General features: G+C 73.5%; 21 protein-coding genes. 10 read left to right on the top strand and 11 right to left on the bottom strand.

Annotation, left to right across the window (positions count from 1 at the left end; genetic code table 11):
• Positions 1–214 precede the first annotated feature (214 nt).
• Complete coding sequence (locus tag IE118_RS06220; protein ID WP_189556259.1) at positions 215–883, top strand: class F sortase; 669 nt, start codon at positions 215–217, stop codon at positions 881–883.
• Positions 884–913: 30 nt separating this feature from the next.
• On the opposite strand, the gene IE118_RS06215 is transcribed toward IE118_RS06220, so the two are convergent.
• On the bottom strand, positions 914–1,750 hold the full coding sequence (locus IE118_RS06215; RefSeq protein WP_189556258.1) for a polysaccharide deacetylase family protein: 837 nt from the start codon (positions 1,748–1,750) through the stop codon (positions 914–916).
• Between the two features lie 145 nt (positions 1,751–1,895).
• Here IE118_RS06215 and IE118_RS06210 point away from each other — a divergent pair, with 145 nt between their 5' ends.
• A complete protein-coding gene (locus tag IE118_RS06210) occupies positions 1,896–2,216 on the top strand; it encodes a universal stress protein (RefSeq protein ID WP_189556257.1) in 321 nt (106 codons plus the stop codon).
• Positions 2,217–2,281: 65 nt separating this feature from the next.
• Here the strand turns inward: IE118_RS06210 and IE118_RS06205 are convergent, their stop codons facing one another.
• Positions 2,282–3,097 carry an alpha/beta fold hydrolase gene (locus IE118_RS06205; protein ID WP_189556256.1) on the bottom strand — a complete coding sequence of 272 codons (816 nt, stop codon included), beginning with the start codon at positions 3,095–3,097 and terminating at the stop codon, positions 2,282–2,284.
• 57 nt (positions 3,098–3,154) lie between these two features.
• On the opposite strand from IE118_RS06205, the gene IE118_RS06200 reads away from it, so the two are divergent.
• The gene (locus tag IE118_RS06200; protein ID WP_189556255.1) at positions 3,155–3,628 is read left to right on the top strand and encodes a MarR family winged helix-turn-helix transcriptional regulator; all 474 of its coding nucleotides are present in this window, start codon (positions 3,155–3,157) and stop codon (positions 3,626–3,628) included.
• A 6-nt stretch (positions 3,629–3,634) separates the two neighbouring features.
• On the opposite strand, the gene IE118_RS06195 is transcribed toward IE118_RS06200, so the two are convergent.
• Entirely contained in the window at positions 3,635–4,789 is a 1,155-nt protein-coding gene (locus IE118_RS06195; RefSeq protein ID WP_189556254.1) for a CapA family protein, read from the bottom strand.
• A 211-nt stretch (positions 4,790–5,000) separates the two neighbouring features.
• Between IE118_RS06195 and IE118_RS06190 the strand changes: the two genes are divergently transcribed.
• The 3 genes from IE118_RS06190 (at position 5,001) to IE118_RS06180 (ending at position 7,005) form a co-directional block, all read left to right on the top strand.
• The gene (locus IE118_RS06190) at positions 5,001–5,546 is read left to right on the top strand and encodes a sigma-70 family RNA polymerase sigma factor (RefSeq protein WP_189556253.1); all 546 of its coding nucleotides are present in this window, start codon (positions 5,001–5,003) and stop codon (positions 5,544–5,546) included.
• A 136-nt stretch (positions 5,547–5,682) separates the two neighbouring features.
• Positions 5,683–6,195 carry a hypothetical protein gene (locus tag IE118_RS06185; protein WP_189556252.1) on the top strand — a complete coding sequence of 171 codons (513 nt, stop codon included), beginning with the start codon at positions 5,683–5,685 and terminating at the stop codon, positions 6,193–6,195.
• Between the two features lie 150 nt (positions 6,196–6,345).
• Positions 6,346–7,005, top strand: coding sequence for a zf-HC2 domain-containing protein (locus tag IE118_RS06180; RefSeq protein ID WP_189556251.1), 660 nt, complete (start codon positions 6,346–6,348; stop codon positions 7,003–7,005).
• A 49-nt stretch (positions 7,006–7,054) separates the two neighbouring features.
• On the opposite strand, the gene IE118_RS06175 is transcribed toward IE118_RS06180, so the two are convergent.
• On the bottom strand, positions 7,055–7,918 hold the full coding sequence (locus IE118_RS06175; protein ID WP_189556250.1) for an Fpg/Nei family DNA glycosylase: 864 nt from the start codon (positions 7,916–7,918) through the stop codon (positions 7,055–7,057).
• Between the two features lie 31 nt (positions 7,919–7,949).
• Entirely contained in the window at positions 7,950–10,046 is a 2,097-nt protein-coding gene (locus tag IE118_RS06170; protein ID WP_189556249.1) for a SpoIIE family protein phosphatase, read from the bottom strand.
• A 146-nt stretch (positions 10,047–10,192) separates the two neighbouring features.
• Here IE118_RS06170 and IE118_RS06165 point away from each other — a divergent pair, with 146 nt between their 5' ends.
• On the top strand, positions 10,193–11,614 hold the full coding sequence (locus IE118_RS06165; RefSeq protein ID WP_189556248.1) for a lipase maturation factor family protein: 1,422 nt from the start codon (positions 10,193–10,195) through the stop codon (positions 11,612–11,614).
• On the opposite strand, the gene IE118_RS06160 is transcribed toward IE118_RS06165, so the two are convergent.
• Genes IE118_RS06160 through IE118_RS06145 form a run of 4 tightly spaced genes read right to left on the bottom strand, consistent with a single transcriptional unit; the run spans position 11,602 to position 15,504 of the window.
• Complete coding sequence (locus tag IE118_RS06160) at positions 11,602–12,441, bottom strand: amidohydrolase family protein (RefSeq protein WP_189556247.1); 840 nt, start codon at positions 12,439–12,441, stop codon at positions 11,602–11,604. The two genes, IE118_RS06165 and IE118_RS06160, sit on opposite strands and share 13 nt — an antisense overlap.
• The gene (locus tag IE118_RS06155) at positions 12,438–13,415 is read right to left on the bottom strand and encodes an aldo/keto reductase (RefSeq protein WP_189556246.1); all 978 of its coding nucleotides are present in this window, start codon (positions 13,413–13,415) and stop codon (positions 12,438–12,440) included. The genes IE118_RS06160 and IE118_RS06155 overlap by 4 nt, the downstream gene beginning before the upstream one ends.
• The gene (locus IE118_RS06150; RefSeq protein WP_189556245.1) at positions 13,412–14,167 is read right to left on the bottom strand and encodes an SDR family NAD(P)-dependent oxidoreductase; all 756 of its coding nucleotides are present in this window, start codon (positions 14,165–14,167) and stop codon (positions 13,412–13,414) included. The genes IE118_RS06155 and IE118_RS06150 overlap by 4 nt, the downstream gene beginning before the upstream one ends.
• Entirely contained in the window at positions 14,164–15,504 is a 1,341-nt protein-coding gene (locus IE118_RS06145) for an enolase C-terminal domain-like protein (protein ID WP_189556244.1), read from the bottom strand. The genes IE118_RS06150 and IE118_RS06145 overlap by 4 nt, the downstream gene beginning before the upstream one ends.
• A gap of 178 nt (positions 15,505–15,682) precedes the next feature.
• On the opposite strand from IE118_RS06145, the gene IE118_RS06140 reads away from it, so the two are divergent.
• On the top strand, positions 15,683–16,405 hold the full coding sequence (locus IE118_RS06140) for a FadR/GntR family transcriptional regulator (protein WP_189556243.1): 723 nt from the start codon (positions 15,683–15,685) through the stop codon (positions 16,403–16,405).
• A gap of 127 nt (positions 16,406–16,532) precedes the next feature.
• On the opposite strand, the gene IE118_RS06135 is transcribed toward IE118_RS06140, so the two are convergent.
• On the bottom strand, positions 16,533–16,985 hold the full coding sequence (locus IE118_RS06135) for a DUF3291 domain-containing protein (RefSeq protein WP_189556242.1): 453 nt from the start codon (positions 16,983–16,985) through the stop codon (positions 16,533–16,535).
• Positions 16,986–17,073: 88 nt separating this feature from the next.
• Between IE118_RS06135 and IE118_RS06130 the strand changes: the two genes are divergently transcribed.
• Both IE118_RS06130 and IE118_RS06125 read left to right on the top strand, forming a co-directional pair.
• Positions 17,074–17,709, top strand: a complete 636-nt coding sequence (locus IE118_RS06130; protein WP_189556241.1) for a MerR family transcriptional regulator — start codon at positions 17,074–17,076, stop codon at positions 17,707–17,709.
• A gap of 228 nt (positions 17,710–17,937) precedes the next feature.
• On the top strand, positions 17,938–18,339 hold the full coding sequence (locus tag IE118_RS06125) for a VOC family protein (protein ID WP_189556240.1): 402 nt from the start codon (positions 17,938–17,940) through the stop codon (positions 18,337–18,339).
• A gap of 226 nt (positions 18,340–18,565) precedes the next feature.
• Here IE118_RS06125 and IE118_RS06120 read toward each other — a convergent pair whose 3' ends face one another.
• The gene (locus IE118_RS06120; RefSeq protein ID WP_189556239.1) at positions 18,566–18,739 is read right to left on the bottom strand and encodes a hypothetical protein; all 174 of its coding nucleotides are present in this window, start codon (positions 18,737–18,739) and stop codon (positions 18,566–18,568) included.
• Between the last annotated feature and the right edge of the window lie 424 nt (positions 18,740–19,163).

The following is a 19,163-nucleotide window of genomic DNA, read 5'->3' as shown; positions in this document are numbered from 1 at the left end:
GAGCGCAGCCCCCGGCGGACCACCGCGCCAGGGGATATCACCGCAGGTCACGGACCGTCAGAAAATCTTCGTCGGGTCCCGCCCCGGATGGCGCACCGGGTCGGGTCCCGGCCACCCGTTCGCCGCCGTCCCGTCGCCGGTTGCGCGCGCGCCGCCTAGCGTTTTCGTCATGCGCGAGTGGTACGGCGACGGCCGTGTCGAGAGGGGAAGGCGAATGTCTGCTTTCGAGCCGGACGAAGCCGAGTGGGAGGCCCGGCGGAGAAGACGCGCCCCGTGGGGCGTGATAGCGCTGGTCCTGCTCACCGGCCTCGCGCTCCTGCGCAACGGTTCGGGAGAGTTCGACACCGGTCCGCCCCAGCCGGCCGGCGCGGCCGCCGCCGACGTCCGGACCCCCGGCGAGGTCACGGTGCCCGCGGTGGGGCCGCTGCCGTACGCCGTGCCGGAACGGGTCCGCATCCCGGCGATCCAGGTGGACGCGCCGGTCATGCCGGTGGGTCTGGACGTGGAGGGCTGGGTGGACGCGCCGCCGCCCGAGGACCCGAATCTGGCGGGCTGGTTCACCGGCGCGGTCGCGCCGGGCGAGAAGGGCACGGCGGTCGTCGTCGGCCATGTCGACAACGCGCAGGGCCCGGCGGTGTTCTACGGGCTGGGGGCGCTGCAGAAGGGCAGCCGCGTCGAGATCGCCCGCAGGGACGGGAAGACGGCCGTGTTCGAGATCTACGGGGTCGAGGTGTTCGCGAAGAACGACTTCCCCGGTGACCGGGTCTACGCCTCCAAGGGGACGGCGGAGCTGCGGGTCATCACCTGCGGCGGCGGCTTCTCCCCGCAGGACGGCTACGACGGGAACGTCGTCGTCTTCGCCCGCCTGGCCGAGGTCCGCTGAGCGGTCCCCCGCCCGGGCGGGCGGGGGCGCTCAGGCGTACTGCCGGCGGGGCACGCTGATGTGGTAGCCGGAGTCGAGCAGTCCGGGCAGGTAGGCGCGCAGGGCCCGCACGCTCTGCGAGCGATCGCCCCCGGCGTCGTGCGAGAGCACCACGACGCCGGGGGCGGCGCCGTCCTCCACCCGGTCGACGATGGTGGCGGTGCCCGGTGTGGTCCAGTCCAGGGTGTCGACCGTCCAGGCAAGGGGCTCCATGCCCAGCTCGGCGCCGAGCTGGAAGGCGGCGCGGTTCCATGCGCCGTAGGGCGCGCGGAACCACTGGGGGCGTTCGCCGTGCGCCTTCTCGATGATGTCGCAGGTGCGTTCCATCTCCAGGCGGATCCGGCGGCGGCCGAGGCGCGTGAGCAGGGGGTGGCTCCAGGTGTGGTTGCCGACCACGTGCCCCTCGTCCGCCATCCGGGCCAGGAGGTCCGGGTTCTCGGCCGCCATCTCCCCGCACACGAAGAACATGGCCCGCACCTCGTAGCGGGCCAGGGTGTCCAGGATCGGCGTGGTGTAGCGGGGGTCGGGTCCGTCGTCGAAGGTCAGCACCATGGTGCGGCCGCGCCCGGACATCCGCAGCAGCGGTTCCGTGCGCACCGGTGTGCTGCCGGTCGCGCTCGGCGGGCCGTAGCCGGTCAGCGGCCTCAGGCGGTACTCGGAGGGCTTGAGCGGGCGGCGGGCGGCCTGGGCTCCGGGCGCGGGCGGCGCCGGGGGCGCGGCCCTGTTCCCGGTGCCCGGCACGAGCGCCGCGGCGACACCCGCCGCACCCAGGGCGGCGGCGCCGGTGAGCAACGCCCGGCGCCGGGTGAGCAACTGATCCTTCTGCATGACTCATCAGTCGCCCCGCGGAGGGCCGACGCACCTCGACGACACTGGTGCGGCGGCACTTTTTCACCCGGCCGGCGCAGCGCGGCCCGGTGGACGGGGTGGGTGAACGGCGGTCCGGACCGGACGGTTCGCCGGCCTCGTCCGCGTGACGGAACAGCAGTCCTCCCGGTTCGAACGGGGCACGGACGGTCCGAAGGTCATCGTGGCCGGGGTGGACGGCTCCGACTCCTCGCTGCGGGCCGCGGCGTCCGCCACCGGCCTGGCGCGGCGTCAGGGCACGCTGCTCGCCCCCGTGTACGTGCAGCGGGTGGCCGCGGCCGGAGTCGCCCTGGGCGCGCCGGTGGCGGCCGCCACGGAGGAGGTCGCCGAGGACCTGGTGGCCCGGATCCGGGAGGCGAGGTTCGCCGGATCGGTCGCGGTGCGCCTGGTGAAGGCCGGGCGCCGGCCGGTGACGGTGGTGCCGTAGCGCGGCGGGTGCCGGGGGGACGGGCTGCCGCCCGCCCGGCACGCCGCGGCACGGCCGACGCCGCGTCAGAGGGAGCGCAGGAAACCGAGGACGGTGTCGTTGAAGAGCCGCGGCCGCTCCAGGTTCGGGTAGTGGCCGGTTCCCTCGACGGTGACCGACCGGCCGTCGGGGACGGCGGCGGTGAGCCGCTCGGCCGCGGCGTGCAGGTCGGCGGGTTCGAGGGATCCGTTGAGGGCGAGCACCGGGACGCCGATCTCCGCCACCCGGTCCCAGGAGCCGGTCAGGCGCACCAGCCAGTCCTTCTCGTCCGGGGTGTGCTTGGCGAGCGTGTGGAGGGCCATCTCGCGCAGCCTGCGCACGATGTCCGGATCCATGTCGTCCTCGCTGCGGTACGGGCCGGGCACCACGCGCAGGAAGGACCGCAGCCAGGCCTCCGGGTCGCCTGCGGCCAGCGCCCGGGCGCTCTCCGCCCGGAGCTCCTCGTGCCAGGGATCGGTGTACTGGAAGTCCCCGGTCACGGCGCCGGAGGTGACCACGGCGCGGACCAGCCCGGGATGTTCCAGCACCGTGTCGGTGGCGATCACACCGCCCATGGACAGGCCCACGAGGACGGCGGGTCCCGCGTCCAGGTGGCGCAGCAGCGCGGCCAGGTCGTCGGCCCAGCGGAACGGCGCGGTCGCGTTGGCCGAGAAACCGTGGCCGCGCACGTCCGGGGCGATCACCCGGTGGTGTGCGGCCAGGGCGGGGATCTGGTCCCGCCAGACCCGGTGGTCCACGTACCCCGAGTGGATCAGGACGACGGGATCGCCGGAACCGGTGTCCAGGTAGGCCAGATCACCGTCGTCGGTGGACAGGAAACGCAGGTCCGAAGCAGCAGTCATGACAACCAAGGTGTCATCTTGCGCCGAGTTTGACAACCTGGATGTCATGATGGCGGGGTGAAGGACATCGACACCCCCCTCCCCCCGGACGAACTCGGCCGCCGCCTCACCGAGGTGTACGACCTGGTCGGCCCCCTCTACCGGCGCGCCCAGCGCAGCGTGGAGCAGGGGCTGGACGGCGCGAGACTGTCGCTGGGCGTCCGTGCCGTGCTGACGCTGCTGCACCGCAACGGGCCCATGACGGTGCCGCAGATGGGCCGGGCACAGGCGATCAGCCGGCAGTTCGTCCAGCGCATGGTGAACGACGCGGCGGCGCAGCACCTGGTGGAGAGCGTCCCCAATCCCGCCCACCGGCGCTCCCCCCTGATCCGTCCGACGCGGCAGGGCGCCGAGGCGATCGCCGCCGTCCTGGAGAGCGAGCACCGGCTGCTGCGGGAGACCGGCGGGGGCCTGACGGAGGCCGACGTGACGGCCTGTCTGCGGGTGCTGGGCGAACTGCTCCGGGCACTGGACCACGTCGACACCGACTGACGGCCCCTACTCCCCCATCGTCAGGCCGTCCTGCGCCGCGCCACGGCTCAGCACCACGTCCCGGATCCGGTCGCGCACCGGGCGCACCTCGGCCCCGCGGGCGAGCGCCCGGTTGAGGTCGACCACCCGCCCGGCGTCCACGTCGAAGAACTGCGGAACGAACTCGGCACGGGCGACCTCCCAGCGCCCGCCCTCGCGGGCGGGCGGGGCGAAGGTGAAGCGGGCGAGGGTGGACTGGTTGCCGCGGGCGTCCCGCACGCCGTCGGGGCCGGTCATCTCACCGGCGATCTGATCGCCCATGCCGTAGACCACCCAGGTGCCGTTGACCTTCTCGTACGCCTGCGGCACATGGGCGTGGGTGCCGAGGATCAGGTCGATGTCGGGGCGGCCGCCGGTGGTCGAGGCGGTGAGCGAGCGGGCCAGCCCGGTCTGCCGCTCGTCGGGGGCGTCCTGCCACTCGGTGCCCCAGTGCACCGAGACCACGACGACATCGGCTCCGGCCCGGCGGGCGGCCCGCGCGTCCTCGACGATCCGGGCCTCGTCGACCAGGTTGACCGCCCAGGGCCGGCCGGGGGGCATCGCCAGGCCGTTGGTGTCGTAGGTGTAGGCGAGATGGGCGAGACGCGCCCCGCCCGCGCGGAGCACGGTGGCGGTGCGGGCCTCCCGCTCGCTGCGCGCCGAGCCGGCGTGCCGGACGCCCGCCCGGTCGAGGGCGTCGAGCGTGCGGCGGATGCCCTCCGCGCCGTCGTCGAGGCTGTGGTTGGAGGCGGTGGAGCAGCCGTCGTAGCCGGTCGCGGCGAGGGCGTCGGCGATCTCGGGCGGCGACTTGAAGAGGGGATAGCCGGTGTAGTCGCCGTCGGCGCCGTAGACGGTCTCCATGTGGCACAGCGCCACGTCCGCGGGGGCGACGACGGAGCGGATGCCGGAGAGCATCGGCCGGAAGTCGTACCCGGTGCCGCCGGCGTCGTAGCGGGCGCGCTCGATGATCGAGGTGTGGGGCAGCACGTCACCGGAGGCGACGAGGGTGAAGCCGGGGCGGCCCGGCGCGGAGGGGGCCGGACGCCCCGGTTCCGGCGGCCGGTGGTCGCGGGCCTGGCAGGCGGCCCCCGCGGCGAGGACGACGGTCAGGACGAGGGCCACCTGCCGACTGCGTGCGATCATCACTTCACCCCGCTGTAGTCGTATTTGTGGATAAACAGGTAAGAAGCCGCGTCCTGACGACGGTCGCTCCGACACGCCCTTTAGGCCGTCCGGCGTGCGCGAACGCCCGTCCCGACCGTTCGTCGAACCGTTCGCCGACGCGATCGACCGTCCGCCGCACGCCGCTGCACGCGCCCTGTCCCCGGCGGGCGCCGTGCGCTGGCATACGGCCATGACGGCCGGAATCACACTCACGAACGGGACGACCGCCGAGCACGAGCTCGCCGCACTGCAGCGCGAGCACGGCCGGCCCCTCTTCGCGCTGCTGCTCCGGCTCTGCGACGGCGACCGGCAGCGCGCGGAGGATCTGGTGCAGGAGACGCTGGTGCGCGCGTGGCAGCACCCCGAGGCATTGCGCGCCGAGAACTTCGACTCCGTACGGCCCTGGCTGCTGACCGTGGGGCGGCGGCTCGCGATCGACGCGCGGCGGGCCCGGCAGGCCCGTCCGCCCGAGGTCGGGGACGCGGTGCTGGAGAACGCCCGGGTGATCTCGGATCACGCCGAGCGGGCCGCGGCGGCGCTCGACGTCCGTGAGGCTGTGAAGACACTCACTCCGGAGCACCGTGACGTCCTGGTGCTGGTGTACTTCCAGGGGGCGAGTGTGGCGGAAGCCGCGACGGCCCTCGGGATCCCGCCCGGTACCGTGAAGTCCCGCGCGTACTACGCGCTGCGCGCCCTGCGCCGGGTGCTTCCCGGATACGCCCCCGACATGCGGTGAAACCGACTGCCGAGTCAAGCCTCCGTAAAGCGCCTTGCCGACGACCCCGGTTGAGTAATCGGCTGTCCTCATCCGTGTTCCGGACCGGGGGCCCGGGTTCGGGCGACGCGCACGCACCGGAGGAAGGCAGGAAGGGATGCTGCACAGAGGTCGAGAGAGCACGGACGACACCGGTGACGGTGAACTGACCGTCCCGATGGCCTGGTTGTACGCCGAGTACATCGCCGACGAGCTGCTGCGCAGCGGCGATCTCATGCCGCCGACGTCGTTCGAGTTCCGGGCCGGCCGGGACGCGCTGGCGCTCACCGTCTTCCTGTCCGACACCGAGGGCGAGCTGTCCGGGATCCGGGTGATCACCCAGCTGGAGACCTGGCTGTCGCTGACCGCGTACGACCAGCCCTGGCAGGAATGGGTGCAGGGCCGCCTGGCCGACGTGGCCCGGGGCGCGGCCGGCCGCGGGACGCCGGACCCGGATCTGGAGCTGGCCCGGGAGGCGTGGCGCTGGCTGCGGGAGACGGAACTGCTCGCCCCGGACCTCGACGCGGTACCGGGTGGCGCGGCGGGCGGCGAGGGTGAGGGACCCGAGGTGTGGACGCCCGCCTGGGAGCTCGGACTGCCGCTCGGCCACCTCGCCATCCATCTTTTCTAGGTTCCTCGGAATCCGACCAATCCGCGGGCCGGAGGGCTCCGAATCCTTTGGTCACGATTCGGCACGTGGCTTGAGTGATTCGGCCGACTGGTGCGTACCGGTGGGAGCAAGGAGTAACCCCACCCGCACCCAACGGCACGAGGATTCGGCATGAGGTCCCTGGAAAGGCATCGCGACGTCGGCGCCTACGCGCTCGGCGTGCTGGACGAGGCGGAGGCGTTCCGCTTCGAGGACCACCTCATGGAGTGCCCGAGCTGCGCTGTCCAGGTGACCGAATTCGGGCCTGTGGCACGTCAGTTGATGTTGTACCGGAGCGCGACACCGCGCCCGGTGCACCCGCTGGCCAAGCCCGGCCCCCGGATGCTGGACCGGCTCGTGTCCCAGGTGGCGGCACGCAACCGCACGGGGCGCCGCCGGCTGCTGCTCGCACTGGCCGCCTCGGTGGTGCTCGCGGTGTCCGCGCCCTCGGTCGCGGTGATGGCGCAGGACGGTGGCGGCGGCGAGAGCGCCGTGAGCGTCGCGGCGACCGACGAGCGGTCCGGGGTGTGGGCGGAGGTGACCGCGGCGGACGAGGCGTGGGGCAGCCACGTGCGGCTGAAGGTGAAGGACGGCGCGGGCCCCCGGGTCTGCCGTCTGGTGGTGGTCGGCCGGGACGGCTCCGAGGAGACGGTGACCAGCTGGAGCGTGGCCCGTCACGACGCGCGCCCCAACACCATGCTGAGCGGTTCGGCCCTGCACCCCGACGAGATCGCCCGCTACGAGGTGCGCACGGCACAGGGCGAGCATCTGGTGACACTGCAGCCCCGGTGACGCCCGCGCCCCCGTGACGCCGCGGCCCTCGGGGGCCACGGCCCGGGGCTCACTTCAGCAGGCGGGAGAGCCTGCGGTCGGCCAGGGGCCTGCCGCCGGTCTGGCAGGTGGGGCAGTACTGCAGCGAGGAGTCGCTGAAGGAGACCTCGCGGACGGTGTCCCCGCACACCGGGCAGGCCTCGCCCGTGCGGCCGTGCACCCTGAGGCCGCTCTTCTTCTCGGCCTTCAGCCGCCCGGCCGCGACCCCCCGCGAGCGTTCCACCGCCTCGGCGAGGGTGGTCCGCAGGGCCTCGTACAGCCGGGTGGTCTCCTCCGGGGTGAGCGAGCCGGCCGGCTTGTAGGGGGACATGCGGGCGGCGTGCAGGATCTCGTCGCTGTAGGCGTTCCCGACACCCGCGATGAGGCCCTGGTCCCGCAGCGCGCCCTTGATCCGACGGCGTTCCCCGGCCAGCAGGTCCGCCAGGCGCCGCTCGTCGAAGTCGTCGGCCAGCGGGTCCGGCCCCAGCCGGGCGATGCCCGCGACCTCCCCGGGATCGGCCACGACGTACACCGCGAGCCGCTTCTGGGTGCCGGCCTCGGTCAGATCGAAGCCCGCTCCGGTCTCCAGCGCGACCCGCAGCGCGAGCGGTCCCCTGCCGGGGCGGGGCGGCCCGCCGGGCAGCGGGTCCCGCCACTGCAGCCAGCCCGCGCGGGCCAGATGGGTGACGAGGTACGGCCCGCCGTCCGTGGCGAGGGCGAGGAACTTGCCGTACCGGCGCACGGCGGTGACCTCGCGGCCCTCGACCGCCGTGACCGGCGGGTCGTAGGTCTTCAGGACGCTGATCGCCACGGGCAGCACACGGACGATCTCGTGGCCGGTCAGGTGCTCGGTGAGGAAGTCCTTGAGCGCCTCGACCTCGGGAAGTTCCGGCATACGTCAAGGGTGCCACCCGGGCCCGGCGGGGTCAGGTCGTTCCGGCGTCCCCGGCCACCACGAACTCGCTCCACACGCACTTGCCGCCGCCCCGCGCCTCGACGCCCCACACGTCGGTGAGCATCTCGACCAGCAGCAGCCCCCTGCCGGAGACGCCCGACTCACCGGCCTCGCGGCGGCGCGGGAGGGCGCTGGAGGAGTCCTCGACCTCCACGCGCAGGCGCCGGTCCTTGCCGGTGAGGACCCGCAGGGTGACGACGGCGGTGCCCTCGGTGTGCATCAGCACGTTGGTGATCATCTCGTCGGCGACCAGCTCGATCTCGTCCGCCCGGTCCGCCGCGCCCCAGGCGCTGACCGCCGTACGGATCATGCGGCGGGTCTCGGAGAGGGCCCGGGGGTCGCCGGGCGGCACGTACTGCTTCAGCCGGCCGCCGGAGCGCGGGCTGTCCAGGGCGCGCCGGCGCAGCAGGAGCAGCGCCACGTCGTCGTCACCGCCGCGTTCCTCGGCGACCTCGATCAGCCGGTCGGCGAGGTCACGCACGTCGTCCGGGCCGACGGTGATCAGCGCGGCCAGGGTCTCCATGCCGTCGTCGAGGTCGGCGCCGGGCTGTTCGACCAGGCCGTCGGTGCACAGCAGCAGGGTGTCGCCGGGGTCGAGCTCTATCGTGCCGACCGGGTAGTCGAGCCCGCCGAATTCCGCGGACAGGCCGAGCGGCAGCCCGCCGGGGACCGGGATCCGGTGGCAGGAGCCGTCGTTGCGGCGCACCAGCGGGTCGATGTGCCCGGCCCGCACCACCTGGAAGACGCCGGTGGACAGATCGGCCTCGGCGTAGAGGCAGGTCGCGGAGCGGTCGGTGTCCAGCTCGTCCAGGAAGACGGAGGCGCGGGCCATCACGGTGGCCGGCGGATGCCCCTCGGCGGCGTAGGCGCGCAGGACGATGCGCAACTGGCCCATGACGGCCGCGGCGTGCGTGTCGTGGCCCTGGACGTCGCCGATCACGGCACCGACCCGGCCGCCGGGCAGCGGGATCAGGTCGTACCAGTCGCCGCCGATGTCCCGGCCGAAGGTGCCGCCGATGCTCGCGGCGCGGTAGCGCACGGCGAGGTCGGCGCCGGGCACGCTGGGGATGGTGCGGGGCAGCATGGCCTGCTGCAGCCCCTGGGCGAGGTCCATCTCCTGCTCGTAGAACATCGCCCGCTGCAGGCTCTGCGCGATGCTGCTGCCCAGGGCGACCAGGACGTTGCGCTCCTCGGCGGTGAAGCCGTGCCGGTCGCTGTAGAGCAGGCCCATGGCGCCGATCGGGCGGCCCTGGACGATGAGCGGCAGGTAGGCGGCCGAGGTGATGTTCAGCCCGGTGAGCCCCTGCCAGAGCCCCGGATAGCGCTCCTCGAACTCCTCCGGTGACTCGATGAAGCACGGGCTCAGGGTCCGTACCGCCTCGCTCATCGGGTACGGCTCGTCTATCCGGGTGATGCGGGTGCCCTCCACGTAGCTGCCGTCGGGCCCCTCGGCGATGAGCCGGATGCGGCCCGCCTCGATCAGCCCCATCACGAGGCTGGTGGCGCCCAGGTGGGTGAGTCCGTGGGTGTCCTTGAGGACGTCGATGACCTCCCGCACGGTGCGGGCGTGGGCGAGGGCGGCGGTGGCGAGCTGGACGATGTTGGTCTGGCGGCGGCGCGCGTCCTCCTGCTCGGCCTGCGCGCGCCGGGCCTCGGTGTCGCTCAGTTCCTGGGTGGCGTCCCGGACGATGCCGATGATGCGGTGGGGCCGGCCGGTCTCGTCCCGGCGGATGTAGCCCTGGGTGTGGGTCCAGCGCAGCACGCCGTCGCGGCGGCGCACCCGGAAGTAGGCCCCGTAGTTCTCGCTGCCGTTCTTCAACGCCTGCGAGACGGCCGCGTCCAGCCGCCTGGCCTCGCCGGGCGGTACCCGTTTCCCCAGGGTCTCGGGCCGGTCGTCGTACTCGTCGGGGCGCACGTCGAAGATCTCGTGCGCCTGGGCGTCCATCTGCATCACCCCGGCGTCCAGATCCCAGTCGAAGCTGCCCATGCGGTTGAGCACCAGGATCGGATCCGGGTGGTCCGGCCAGTCGTCCGGGAGTGACAGGGGGCTCGCTCCCCGATCAGACATGGGGCCACCTTGCCAGGATTCGCGCGATTCTTCGACCGCTGGGCCCCGTCCGCCTCCTCCTTCCCCACGGGTTTCCCGTGTCCCCGGGTGGTATACGGAGGTGACAGTGGTCCGGGGCGGGACGACGGCGGAAGGAGCGCGGGGCCGTGGAGTGGTTCACCGCATCCGACTACTGGCTGAGCCGGCTGGTCTTCCAGCGGGCGCTGGCCGGGCTGTACCTGGTCGCGTTCCTGACGGCGACCCTGCAGTTCCGCGCGCTGATCGGGGAGCGCGGCATGCTTCCGGTGCCGCGGCACGTGGCACGGGTCCCGTTCCGCCGCTCCCCGAGCCTCTTCCACTGGCACTACTCGGACCGGTTCTTCGCGGGGTGCGCGTGGGCGGGCTGCGCGGTGTCGGCGGCGCTGCTCGCGGGGCTGGACTCGCTGCTCCCGCTGTGGGGCGGGATGCTGCTGTGGCTGGTGCCGTGGGCGCTGTACCTGTCGATCGTCAACGTGGGGCAGACCTGGTACTCGTTCGGCTGGGAGTCGCTGCTGCTCGAGGTCGGTTTCCTCGCCGTGTTCCTCGGCAACGACGAGGTGGCGCCGCCGGTCGTGGTGCTGTTCCTGCTCCGCTGGGTCCTGTTCCGGGTGGAGTTCGGGGCGGGACTGATCAAGATGCGCGGCGACGCGTGCTGGCGGAAGCTGACCTGCCTGGACCACCACCACGAGACGCAGCCGATGCCCGGGCCGCTGAGCTGGTTCTTCCACCATCTGCCCAAGCCGCTGCACCGGGTCGAGGTGGCGGCGAACCATGTCACCCAGCTGGTCGTGCCGTTCCTGCTGTTCGCCCCGCAGCCGGTCGCCTCGGCCGCGGCCGCGCTGATGATCCTCACCCAGCTGTGGCTGGTGCTGTCCGGCAACTTCGCCTGGCTCAACTGGGTGACGATCGTCCTGGCCCTGCCGGTGATCGCGTTCCCCCACGACGCGTCCCCGGTGCCCGGCGCCCCGCTGTGGTACGTGGTGGTCGTGCTCGCGGTGTCCGCGCTGCTGCTGGGCCTGTCCTGGCAGCCGGTGCGCAACATGCTCTCCCGCCGCCAGGTGATGAACCGCTCCTTCGACCCGCTGCACCTGGTCAACACCTACGGGGCGTTCGGCAGCGTCAGCCGCGTCCGCTACGAGGTGGTGGTGGAGGGCACGGCCGACGAGGTGCCCCGGGAGGACGGCGACTGGCGGGAGTACGAGTTCAAGGGCAAGCCGGGTGATCCCCGGCGCTGGCCCCGCCAGTTCGCCCCGTACCACCTGCGGCTCGACTGGCTGATGTGGTTCGCCGCGCTGTCGCCCGCGTACGCCGGCCCCTGGTTCGGGGTGCTGGTGGAGCGGCTGCTGGAGAACGACCGGGACACGCTGCGGCTGCTGCGCCGCTCCCCGTTCCCCGCGGACGCCCCGCCCCGCCACGTCCGCGCCCGGCTCTTCCGCTACCGCTACACGACCTGGCGGGAGCTGCGGGAGACGGGCGCGTGCTGGCAGCGGACGTACGTGCGGGAGTTCCTGCCGCCGACCCGGCTGACGCGGGCGGGTCAGAGGCCGTAGACACGGGTGGCGGTGGTGTCGAAGAGGCGACGGCGTTCCCCGGGGGCGAGGTGGAGGGTCAGGGCCCGGGCGGCGGCGAGGACGTCGCCGTACGCCGCCGCCAGGGTGCACACCGGCCAGTCCGAGCCGAACATCAGCCGCCGGGGGCCGAAGGCGTCCAGCACCACGTCCGCGTACGGTCTGAGGTCGTCGACGGTCCAGGTGGCGTGGTCGGCCTCGGTGACCAGCCCGGAGAACTTGCACACCGTGTTGGGCAGTGCGGCCAGGGCCCGGACGGCGGACGCCCAGGGTTCGAGGGCGCCGGAGGCGACGGGCGGCTTGCCCAGGTGGTCCAGGACGAAGGTGAGCCGCGGCAGCGACGCGGCCGCCGCCGTGCAGGCGGGCAACTGGTGCGGCAGGACGACGAGGTCGTAGACCAGGCCCGCCTCGGCCACGGCGGCCAGTCCGCGCCGCACGGCAGGTCGCAGCAGCCACTCGGGGTCGGGCTCGTCCTGCACCTGGTGGCGGATGCCCTTGAGGTACCGTCCGCCGGGCAGCTCCCGCAGCCGGGCCAGTTCCCCGGCCACGCCGGGGCGGGTGAGGTCGGTCCAGCCGACGACGCCGGCGACCAGGGGGTGCGCCTCGGCGAGGGCGAGCAGTTCGGGGGTCTCCCCGGCGGCGGTGACGGTCTGCACCAGGACCGTACGGCCGACTCCGGCCGCGCTCGCTTGCGGCGCGAGGTCGTCCAGGGCGAAGTTCCGCCGCAGCGGCCGGAGTCCGGGGCCGGTGAGCCAGTCCTGGGGGCGGACGGACAGGTCCCAGACGTGGTGGTGGGCGTCCACGGTCACGCCGGCTCCTCCCCGGGGGGCAGCAGGCCGGCGGCCCGCAGTTCCTGCCACAGGGCCGTCGGCACCGGTGCGGCGAACTGGTCGGCGCAGTCGTGCACTTCGGCGGCCGAGCGGGCACCGGCCAGGACGCTCGCGACCGCGGGGTGGGCGGCGCAGAAGGCCAGGGCGGCGGCGCGCAGGGTGGTGCCGTGGCGCTCGGCGGCCGCCTTGATGCGCAGGGCCCGGTCGAGCAGCTCGGCGGGCGCCCGTGCGTAGTCGTAGGTCGCTCCGGGTCTCGGGTCGGCCAGCAGGCCCGAGTTGAAGGGACCGCCGACCACGACCGAGCGGCCCCGTTCCAGGGCGGCGGGCAGCAGGTCGGACAGGGCGCTCTGGTCGAGCAGGGTGTGGCGGCCGGCGCACAGGACGACGTCGACGTCGGTGTCGCGGACGAAGCGGGTGAGCATCGCGCTCTGGTTCATGCCGGCGCCGATCGCCCCGACGACGCCTTCCGCACGGAGCCGCTCCAGGGCCGGGTAGGCCTCGCGGAAGGCCTGTTCGGCGTGGTCGTCCGGGTCGTGCAGGTACACGACGTCGACCCGGTCCAGGCCGAGGCGCAGCAGGCTCGCCTCCAGGGTGCGCCGGACGCCGTCGGCGCTGAAGTCCCAGACGCGGCGGTGGGTGGCGGGCACGGCGAAACCGTCGTCGAGGTCGTCGCCGCCGGCGCCGGCGGGTTCGAGGCGGCGGCCGACCTTGGTGGACACGGTGTACCGGGCGCGCGGATGGGCGCGCAGGGCCGCGCCGAGACGGCGTTCGGCCAGGCCGAGGCCGTAGTGCGGGGCGGTGTCGAAGGAGCGGATGCCGCGCTGCCAGGCCGCCTCGACCGCCTCGTGGGCCTCCTGCTCGCCGACCTCGGTGTAGAGGTTGCCGATCCCGGCGGATCCGAAGGCCAGGGCGGTGACCTCGACGCGGCTGCGGCCCAGCCGGCGGCGCTTCACCGGGTCCCCGTCCGCGGCCGGAGTCCCTGCATGCCGCCGTCGACGGCGAGGGCGGTGCCCGTCGTGGCGCCGGACAGCGGGCCGGCGAGGTAGGCGATGGCGGCGGCGACCTCGGCGGCGGTGACCAGGCGGCCGGTGGGCTGGCGGGCCTCGAGGGCGGCGCGTTCGGCGGCCGGGTCGTCGGCCGCGTCGAGCAGCCGGCCGATCCAGGGGGTGTCGACGGTGCCCGGGTTGACGCAGTTGACGCGGATGCCCTCGTGGACGTGGTCGGCGGCCATGGCGAGGGTCAGGGCGTGCACGGCGCCCTTGGTGGCGCTGTAGAGGGCGCGCTGCGGCAGGCCCGCGGTGGCGGCGACGGAGCAGGTGTTGACGACGGCGGCGTGCGCGGAGGCGCGCAGCGCGGGCAGGCAGGCGCGGGCGGTGCGGACCATGCCGAGGACGTTGACGTCGAACACGTGGTGCCACTCCGCGTCGGAGTTGCTCTCGACCGTGCCCCGGGCGCCGATGCCGGCGTTGTTGACCAGGATGTCGAGCCCGCCGAGCTCCCCGAGGGCGGCCGCCACCGCGGCACGCACCGAGGCGTCGTCGGTGACGTCGGCGCGGTGGGCGGTGAGGGGCTCGCCGACGGTCGAGGGGTCGAGGTCGAGGACGGCGACCCGGGCGCCGCGCCGTGCGAGGAGTTCCGCGGTGGCCCGGCCGATGCCGGAGGCGCCGCCGGTCACCAGGGCCGTCAGGCCCTCGCATTCGCTCATGCCTGCCGCTCCTCGCGCGTGGTCGCGTCCGTGGTCCAGTACTCGCCGTCGGGGTAGGTGTGGCGCGCCAGTGACTCGGGCCGCAGGGCGGCGGAGAAGCCGGGCGCGAGGGGTGCGGTGTAGTGGCCGTCGCGGATCACCACGGGGTCGAGGAAGTGGTCGTGCAGATGGTCGACGTACTCGATGACCCGGTCCTCGGTGGTGCCGGTCAGGGCGACGTAGTCGAACATCGCCAGGTGCTGGACGAGTTCGCACAGGCCGACCCCGCCGGCGTGCGGGCACACCGGGACGCCGTACTTGGCGGCGAGCAGCAGCACGGCGAGGTTCTCGGGGACGCCGCCGACGCGGGCGGCGTCGATCTGGACGATGTCGAGGGCGTCGGCCTGGAGGAGCTGCTTGAAGACGATCCTGTTCTGCGCGTGTTCGCCGGTGGCCACCTTGACGGGGGCGACGGCCCGGCGGACGGTGGCGTGGCCGAGGATGTCGTCGGGGCTGGTGGGCTCCTCGATCCAGTAGGGGTCGAACTCCGCGAGCGCCTTGGTCCAGCGGATCGCCTCGTCCACGTCCCAGCGCTGGTTGGCGTCGATCGCGATGCGCACGTCGGGTCCGACGGCCGCGCGTGCGGTCCGGCAGCGGCGGATGTCGTCGTCGAGGTCGGCCCCGACCTTGAGCTTGATCTGCCGGAAGCCGTCGGCGACCGCCCGGGCGGCGAGCCGGGTGAGCTTGTCGTCGTCGTAGCCGAGCCAGCCGGGCGAGGTGGTGTAGGCGGGGTAGCCGCGTTCCAGCAGCAGGGCCGTGCGCCGCCCGGCGCCCTCCCGGCCGCGGCGCAGCAGGGTCAGGGCCTCCTCGGGAGTGAGGGCGTCGGTGAGGTAGCGGAAGTCGATCTGGCGGACCAGCCAGGCGGGGTCGGCCTCGGCGAGCAGCCGCCACAGCGGTGTGCCCGCGCGCTTGGCCGTCAGGTCCCACAGGGCGTTGACGACGGCTCCGACCGCCATGTGCATCACCCCCTTCTCCGGTCCCAGCCAGCGCAGCTGACTGTCGCGGGTGAGGTCACGGGCGAGCAGGGAGGGGTCGGCGCAGAGGTCGTCGGCGGACCGGCCGAGGACGTGGCCGCGCAGTGCCTCGATCGCGGCGACCTGTACGTCGTTGCCCCGTCCGATGGTGAAGGCGAAGCCGTGCCCCTCGTGTCCGTCGGCGGCGTCGGTGCGCAGGACGACGTAGGCCGCGGAGTAGTCGGGGTCGGGGTTCATCGCGTCGGACCCGTCGAGTTCCCGCGAGGTCGGGAACCGGATGTCGTAGGTGTCGACGGCGGTGATCCGGGCGGGTTTCGGGGGCACGGAGGGCCTTTCGGTGGGGAGCGGGGGCGGGGCGCCGGTCCTGGGTACCGAGGCATACTTATCAGACCACTTGGCGAGCGGAACACCCTTCGGGCCGGGATCGGTCCGTTTTGGCTCGCGAGTGGTCCGACCACTTCCGTCGGTAGACTGCGGCGGTCCGGGTGAGTGGAGGAGTGGCGTGGAGGAGACGGCCCCGCGGGCGGAGGAGCCGGCCCCGCGGAAGGGCACGGTGACGCAAGCCGCCATCGAGCGGATCACGGCGATGATCCGCGAGGGTGAACTGGAGCCCGGCGAGCGGCTGCCCACCGAGCGGGACCTCGCCGCCCGGCTGGGCATCTCCCGCAGTTCGATGCGGGAGGCGATCCGGGCACTGACGGTGCTGGGCGTCCTGGAGGCCCGGCACGGTTCGGGCATCTACGTCACGCGGCTGGAGGCGGGTGACCTGCTGGAGACCTTCGGGGTGGTGGCCGACCTGTCCCGGGGGTCCCGGCTGGTCGAACTGCTGCAGGTGCGCCGCGCCCTGGAGTCGGCGGCGACGGCGCTGGCCGCGGCTCGGATCACTCCGGAGCGGCTGGCCGAGGTCGAGCGGCATCTGGTGGCCATGGACGCCACCGACGACCCGGAGCGGATCCTCGCCCACGACCTGGCCTTCCACCGGGAGATCGCGGCCGCCGCCGGCAACGGGACGATGGCCGCCATCCTGGAGGGCCTGTCCTCGCGCACCTTCCGGGCCCGGGTGCGGCGCGGCCACCAGGAGGAGGGCGCCTTCGAGCGCACCCGGCGCGAGCACGCCGCGATCCACCGTGCCCTGGTCGCCCGCGATCCGGAGGCCGCGCGGGCGGCGGCGGCCGCGCACGTGGGCGCGGTGGAGGAATGGCTGCGCGGCCGGCTGGAGGACTGACCGGTCCGGACGCGGGCCCCGCGGCCGGGCCCGCTCGGCTCACCGTGCGTCGGGGACCGGTGCCCGGTCCCGGTGGACAGGGCGAGAGCACTCCCCCGGCACCCGCCCGTTCGGACCGGCGCACGGTTCAGCGGGCGGCGCCGTGACCGTCCGGGGCGCCGTCTCGGCCCTCCGGGGCCGCGGCACCGTCCCGTGCCCGGGCGTCGATCCGGCGCTTGGCGTCGTCCCAGTCGATCGGGAGCCGGTCGACGGGCACCTCCCAGAAGGTGAACGTCGAGTCGCGCATCGCCGCGCGCAGTCCGGTCATGACGCTCCTGTGCGGTTCGGCCCGCGCGTAGGCGTAGAGGGCCTCCCGGCTCTCCCACGCGGACAGCGTGTGGAAGACCTTGCGGAAGGGCCTGGCCTCCAGTGAGGCGCCGAGCGCTCCGGGCGCCCTGCGCACCTGCCGCCAGGCGACGAGCGACTTGAGGAAGAAGCGGGGGACGTCCTTCAGTGACCGCACCTCGAAGCGTGAGGCCATGACGTAGGCGTGGGTGTCGGGGCGGGCCGGGTTCGGCGTCACCCAGGGAAGTACGGGCACGGTAGTCTCGCTTCCACGATTGGTGAGTGGCGCTATCCAGATTAGACAGTGGCACTACCCAATTGCCAGAGGAAGAGCGGAGAAGCATGTGAGAATCTCGGAACTCGGCCGCCGCAGCGGGGTGTCCACCGCGACGATCAAGTACTACCTGCGCGAGGGCCTGTTGCCGCCCGGGCGGGCCACCGCGGCGACCCAGGCCGAGTACGACGAGACCCATCTGCGGAGGCTGCGGCTGATCCGCGCGCTCATCGGTGTGCGCGGACTGTCCGTGGCCGCGGCCGGACATGTGCTGCACGCCATGGACGAGCACCGGAGCGACCCGCACGAGGTGCTCGGCATCGCCTTCGGCATCCGCCCGCCCGGGAGCGGCACCCCGGACACCACCGAGGAGGAGCCGAGCCCCGAGGCCGCCGCCCTGATCGACGCGATGGGCTGGTCGGTCTCCGGGTCGAACCCGGCCCGCGAGGTCGTCGACCGCACGCTCCGGACCCTGCGTTCCCTGGACATCGCGTACGACTGGCGGACGCTGCTGCCCTACGCCGAACTCGCGGAACGGACGGCCCGGCTCGACCTGGACCGCATCGAGGCGACCACGGACCCGATGGAGAAGGCCGAACAGGCGGTGCTCCTGACCTTCCTGCTGGAGCCGGCCCTGATGGCCCTGCGCCGGCTCGCGCAGGAGAACGAGTCCACGGCACGCCACACCGGCGACGGATCCGCCTAGGGATCTTGCCGAGCACCGGCGGGAGGGCCTAGGGTCGGCCGGGTGACTGCCGGGTCGGCCATGGGCCATACACGAAGGGCACTCCCGGCCTCGTCGTGAGGCCGGCGCGGGGTGCGCCCCCGCCCGCGCGGGCCCGTGGCCCGCCCCTTCTCCGCGTTTCCCTTTCCGTCGCGCCCTCGTGCGCGCGCACCCATCCCCAGGAAACCAGAACCGGAGACGTGTCCAGTCATGCCCGAAACCGCCACACCGCACATCGAGTTGAACCACACCGCCGTCTACGCCCGTGACCGCCGGGCCTCCGCCGAGTTCCTCGCCGGGCTCCTGGGGCTCGGGGTCGGCGCTCCGTTCGGCCCGTTCCTCCCGGTCGACCTGGGCAACGGCGTGACCCTCGACTACTACGAACTGCGGGACGAGCCCGTGCAGTCCCAGCACTACGCGTTCCTCGTGCCCGAGGACCGGTTCGACGCCATGATCGACCGCCTGGAGGCGGCCGGGGTCACCTACTACGCGGACCCCGGCCACACGGAGCCGGGCAGGGTCAACGGCCTCTTCGGCGGCCGCGGCGCCTACTTCGAGGATCCGGACGGCCACAACATGGAGATCATGACCCGTCCGTACGCCCGGCCCTGAGCCGGGACACCGGGGTCACAGCGCCCCGTCCATGACGCGCAGTCCCACCGGGCCGTGCCGGGGGTGGCCGAACCCCCCGGGCACGGCGCCCAGGGCCGTGGAGCCGGGTGAAGTCCCCGGCGCCACGGCCGCATTGGCCCCGACGGGCCGGTCGCCGGGGGCGCCCCCTGATGAGCGTGCGTGCGCGTCCGGCGCGCCCGCGCGGAGGCCGGGCGGGTGGCCCCGGTCAGTCGACGCTGGGCAGGATGTGCGGCTCGGCGAGGTCGTCCTCGTAGCCCGCGAGACGGATCGGGGCCGAACGGGCCCACACGTCCAGGCTGCCGAGCTCCCCGGCCTTGCGGCGGGAACGCTGGAGGCGTTCCGTGGGGATCTCTTCGCGTTGCGTCTGCTCCGGTGTCACCGCGCACTCCTTATGTGTCGGTCACCCTGGGGACGTACCGCGTCGGCCCGGTGCCTGGCGCCTGACGTCCGCTCGGGTCTGAGTCGAAAGCCGTTCGGACGCGGTGGCGCCGGTAACTCGGGAAAGAGCAGGCCGTTGTGAACCGGCTGGTCCCAGACGGACCGTGGGTGCGGGTAGAACCCTTGCTGCTGTCCGTCCGCCTCAGGGTAACCAAATGAGCGGCCCCCCGCTCGATGGGGCTCAAAACTGGCGGTAACAATCACGCGACGAGGCGTACGCAATCCACCACCATATGCGGTTAAATCAGCATGGCCGCGCCTTCTTCATTCACCCGATCGGACTACGCGGGCGTCGACGTTCGCGACAAGGCGGCCCGCTCACGGCACAGTTGAGGTCCCGTCGACCAGGCCGCGAACCCGCCATG

The sequence above is a fragment of the Streptomyces pilosus genome (assembly GCF_014649835.1).
Lineage (GTDB): Bacteria > Actinomycetota > Actinomycetes > Streptomycetales > Streptomycetaceae > Streptomyces > Streptomyces pilosus.
Note: the sequence above shows the minus strand (reverse complement) of the source record. Positions and strands in the feature narration are given on the sequence as shown.

What these genes read in the sequence shown, in the direction of transcription:
- IE118_RS06220 (WP_189556259.1), top strand. Translation starts at nt 215, where the DNA reads ATGTCTGCTTTCGAGCCGGACGAAGCCGAGTGGGAGGCCCGGCGGAGA.
- IE118_RS06215 (WP_189556258.1), bottom strand. Translation starts at nt 1,750, where the DNA reads ATGCAGAAGGATCAGTTGCTCACCCGGCGCCGGGCGTTGCTCACCGGC.
- IE118_RS06205 (WP_189556256.1), bottom strand. Translation starts at nt 3,097, where the DNA reads ATGACTGCTGCTTCGGACCTGCGTTTCCTGTCCACCGACGACGGTGAT.
- IE118_RS06195 (WP_189556254.1), bottom strand. Translation starts at nt 4,789, where the DNA reads ATGATCGCACGCAGTCGGCAGGTGGCCCTCGTCCTGACCGTCGTCCTC.
- IE118_RS06190 (WP_189556253.1), top strand. Translation starts at nt 5,001, where the DNA reads ATGACGGCCGGAATCACACTCACGAACGGGACGACCGCCGAGCACGAG.
- IE118_RS06185 (WP_189556252.1), top strand. Translation starts at nt 5,683, where the DNA reads ATGCTGCACAGAGGTCGAGAGAGCACGGACGACACCGGTGACGGTGAA.
- IE118_RS06180 (WP_189556251.1), top strand. Translation starts at nt 6,346, where the DNA reads ATGAGGTCCCTGGAAAGGCATCGCGACGTCGGCGCCTACGCGCTCGGC.
- IE118_RS06175 (WP_189556250.1), bottom strand. Translation starts at nt 7,918, where the DNA reads ATGCCGGAACTTCCCGAGGTCGAGGCGCTCAAGGACTTCCTCACCGAG.
- IE118_RS06170 (WP_189556249.1), bottom strand. Translation starts at nt 10,046, where the DNA reads ATGTCTGATCGGGGAGCGAGCCCCCTGTCACTCCCGGACGACTGGCCG.
- IE118_RS06150 (WP_189556245.1), bottom strand. Translation starts at nt 14,167, where the DNA reads ATGAGCGAATGCGAGGGCCTGACGGCCCTGGTGACCGGCGGCGCCTCC.
- IE118_RS06125 (WP_189556240.1), top strand. Translation starts at nt 17,938, where the DNA reads ATGCCCGAAACCGCCACACCGCACATCGAGTTGAACCACACCGCCGTC.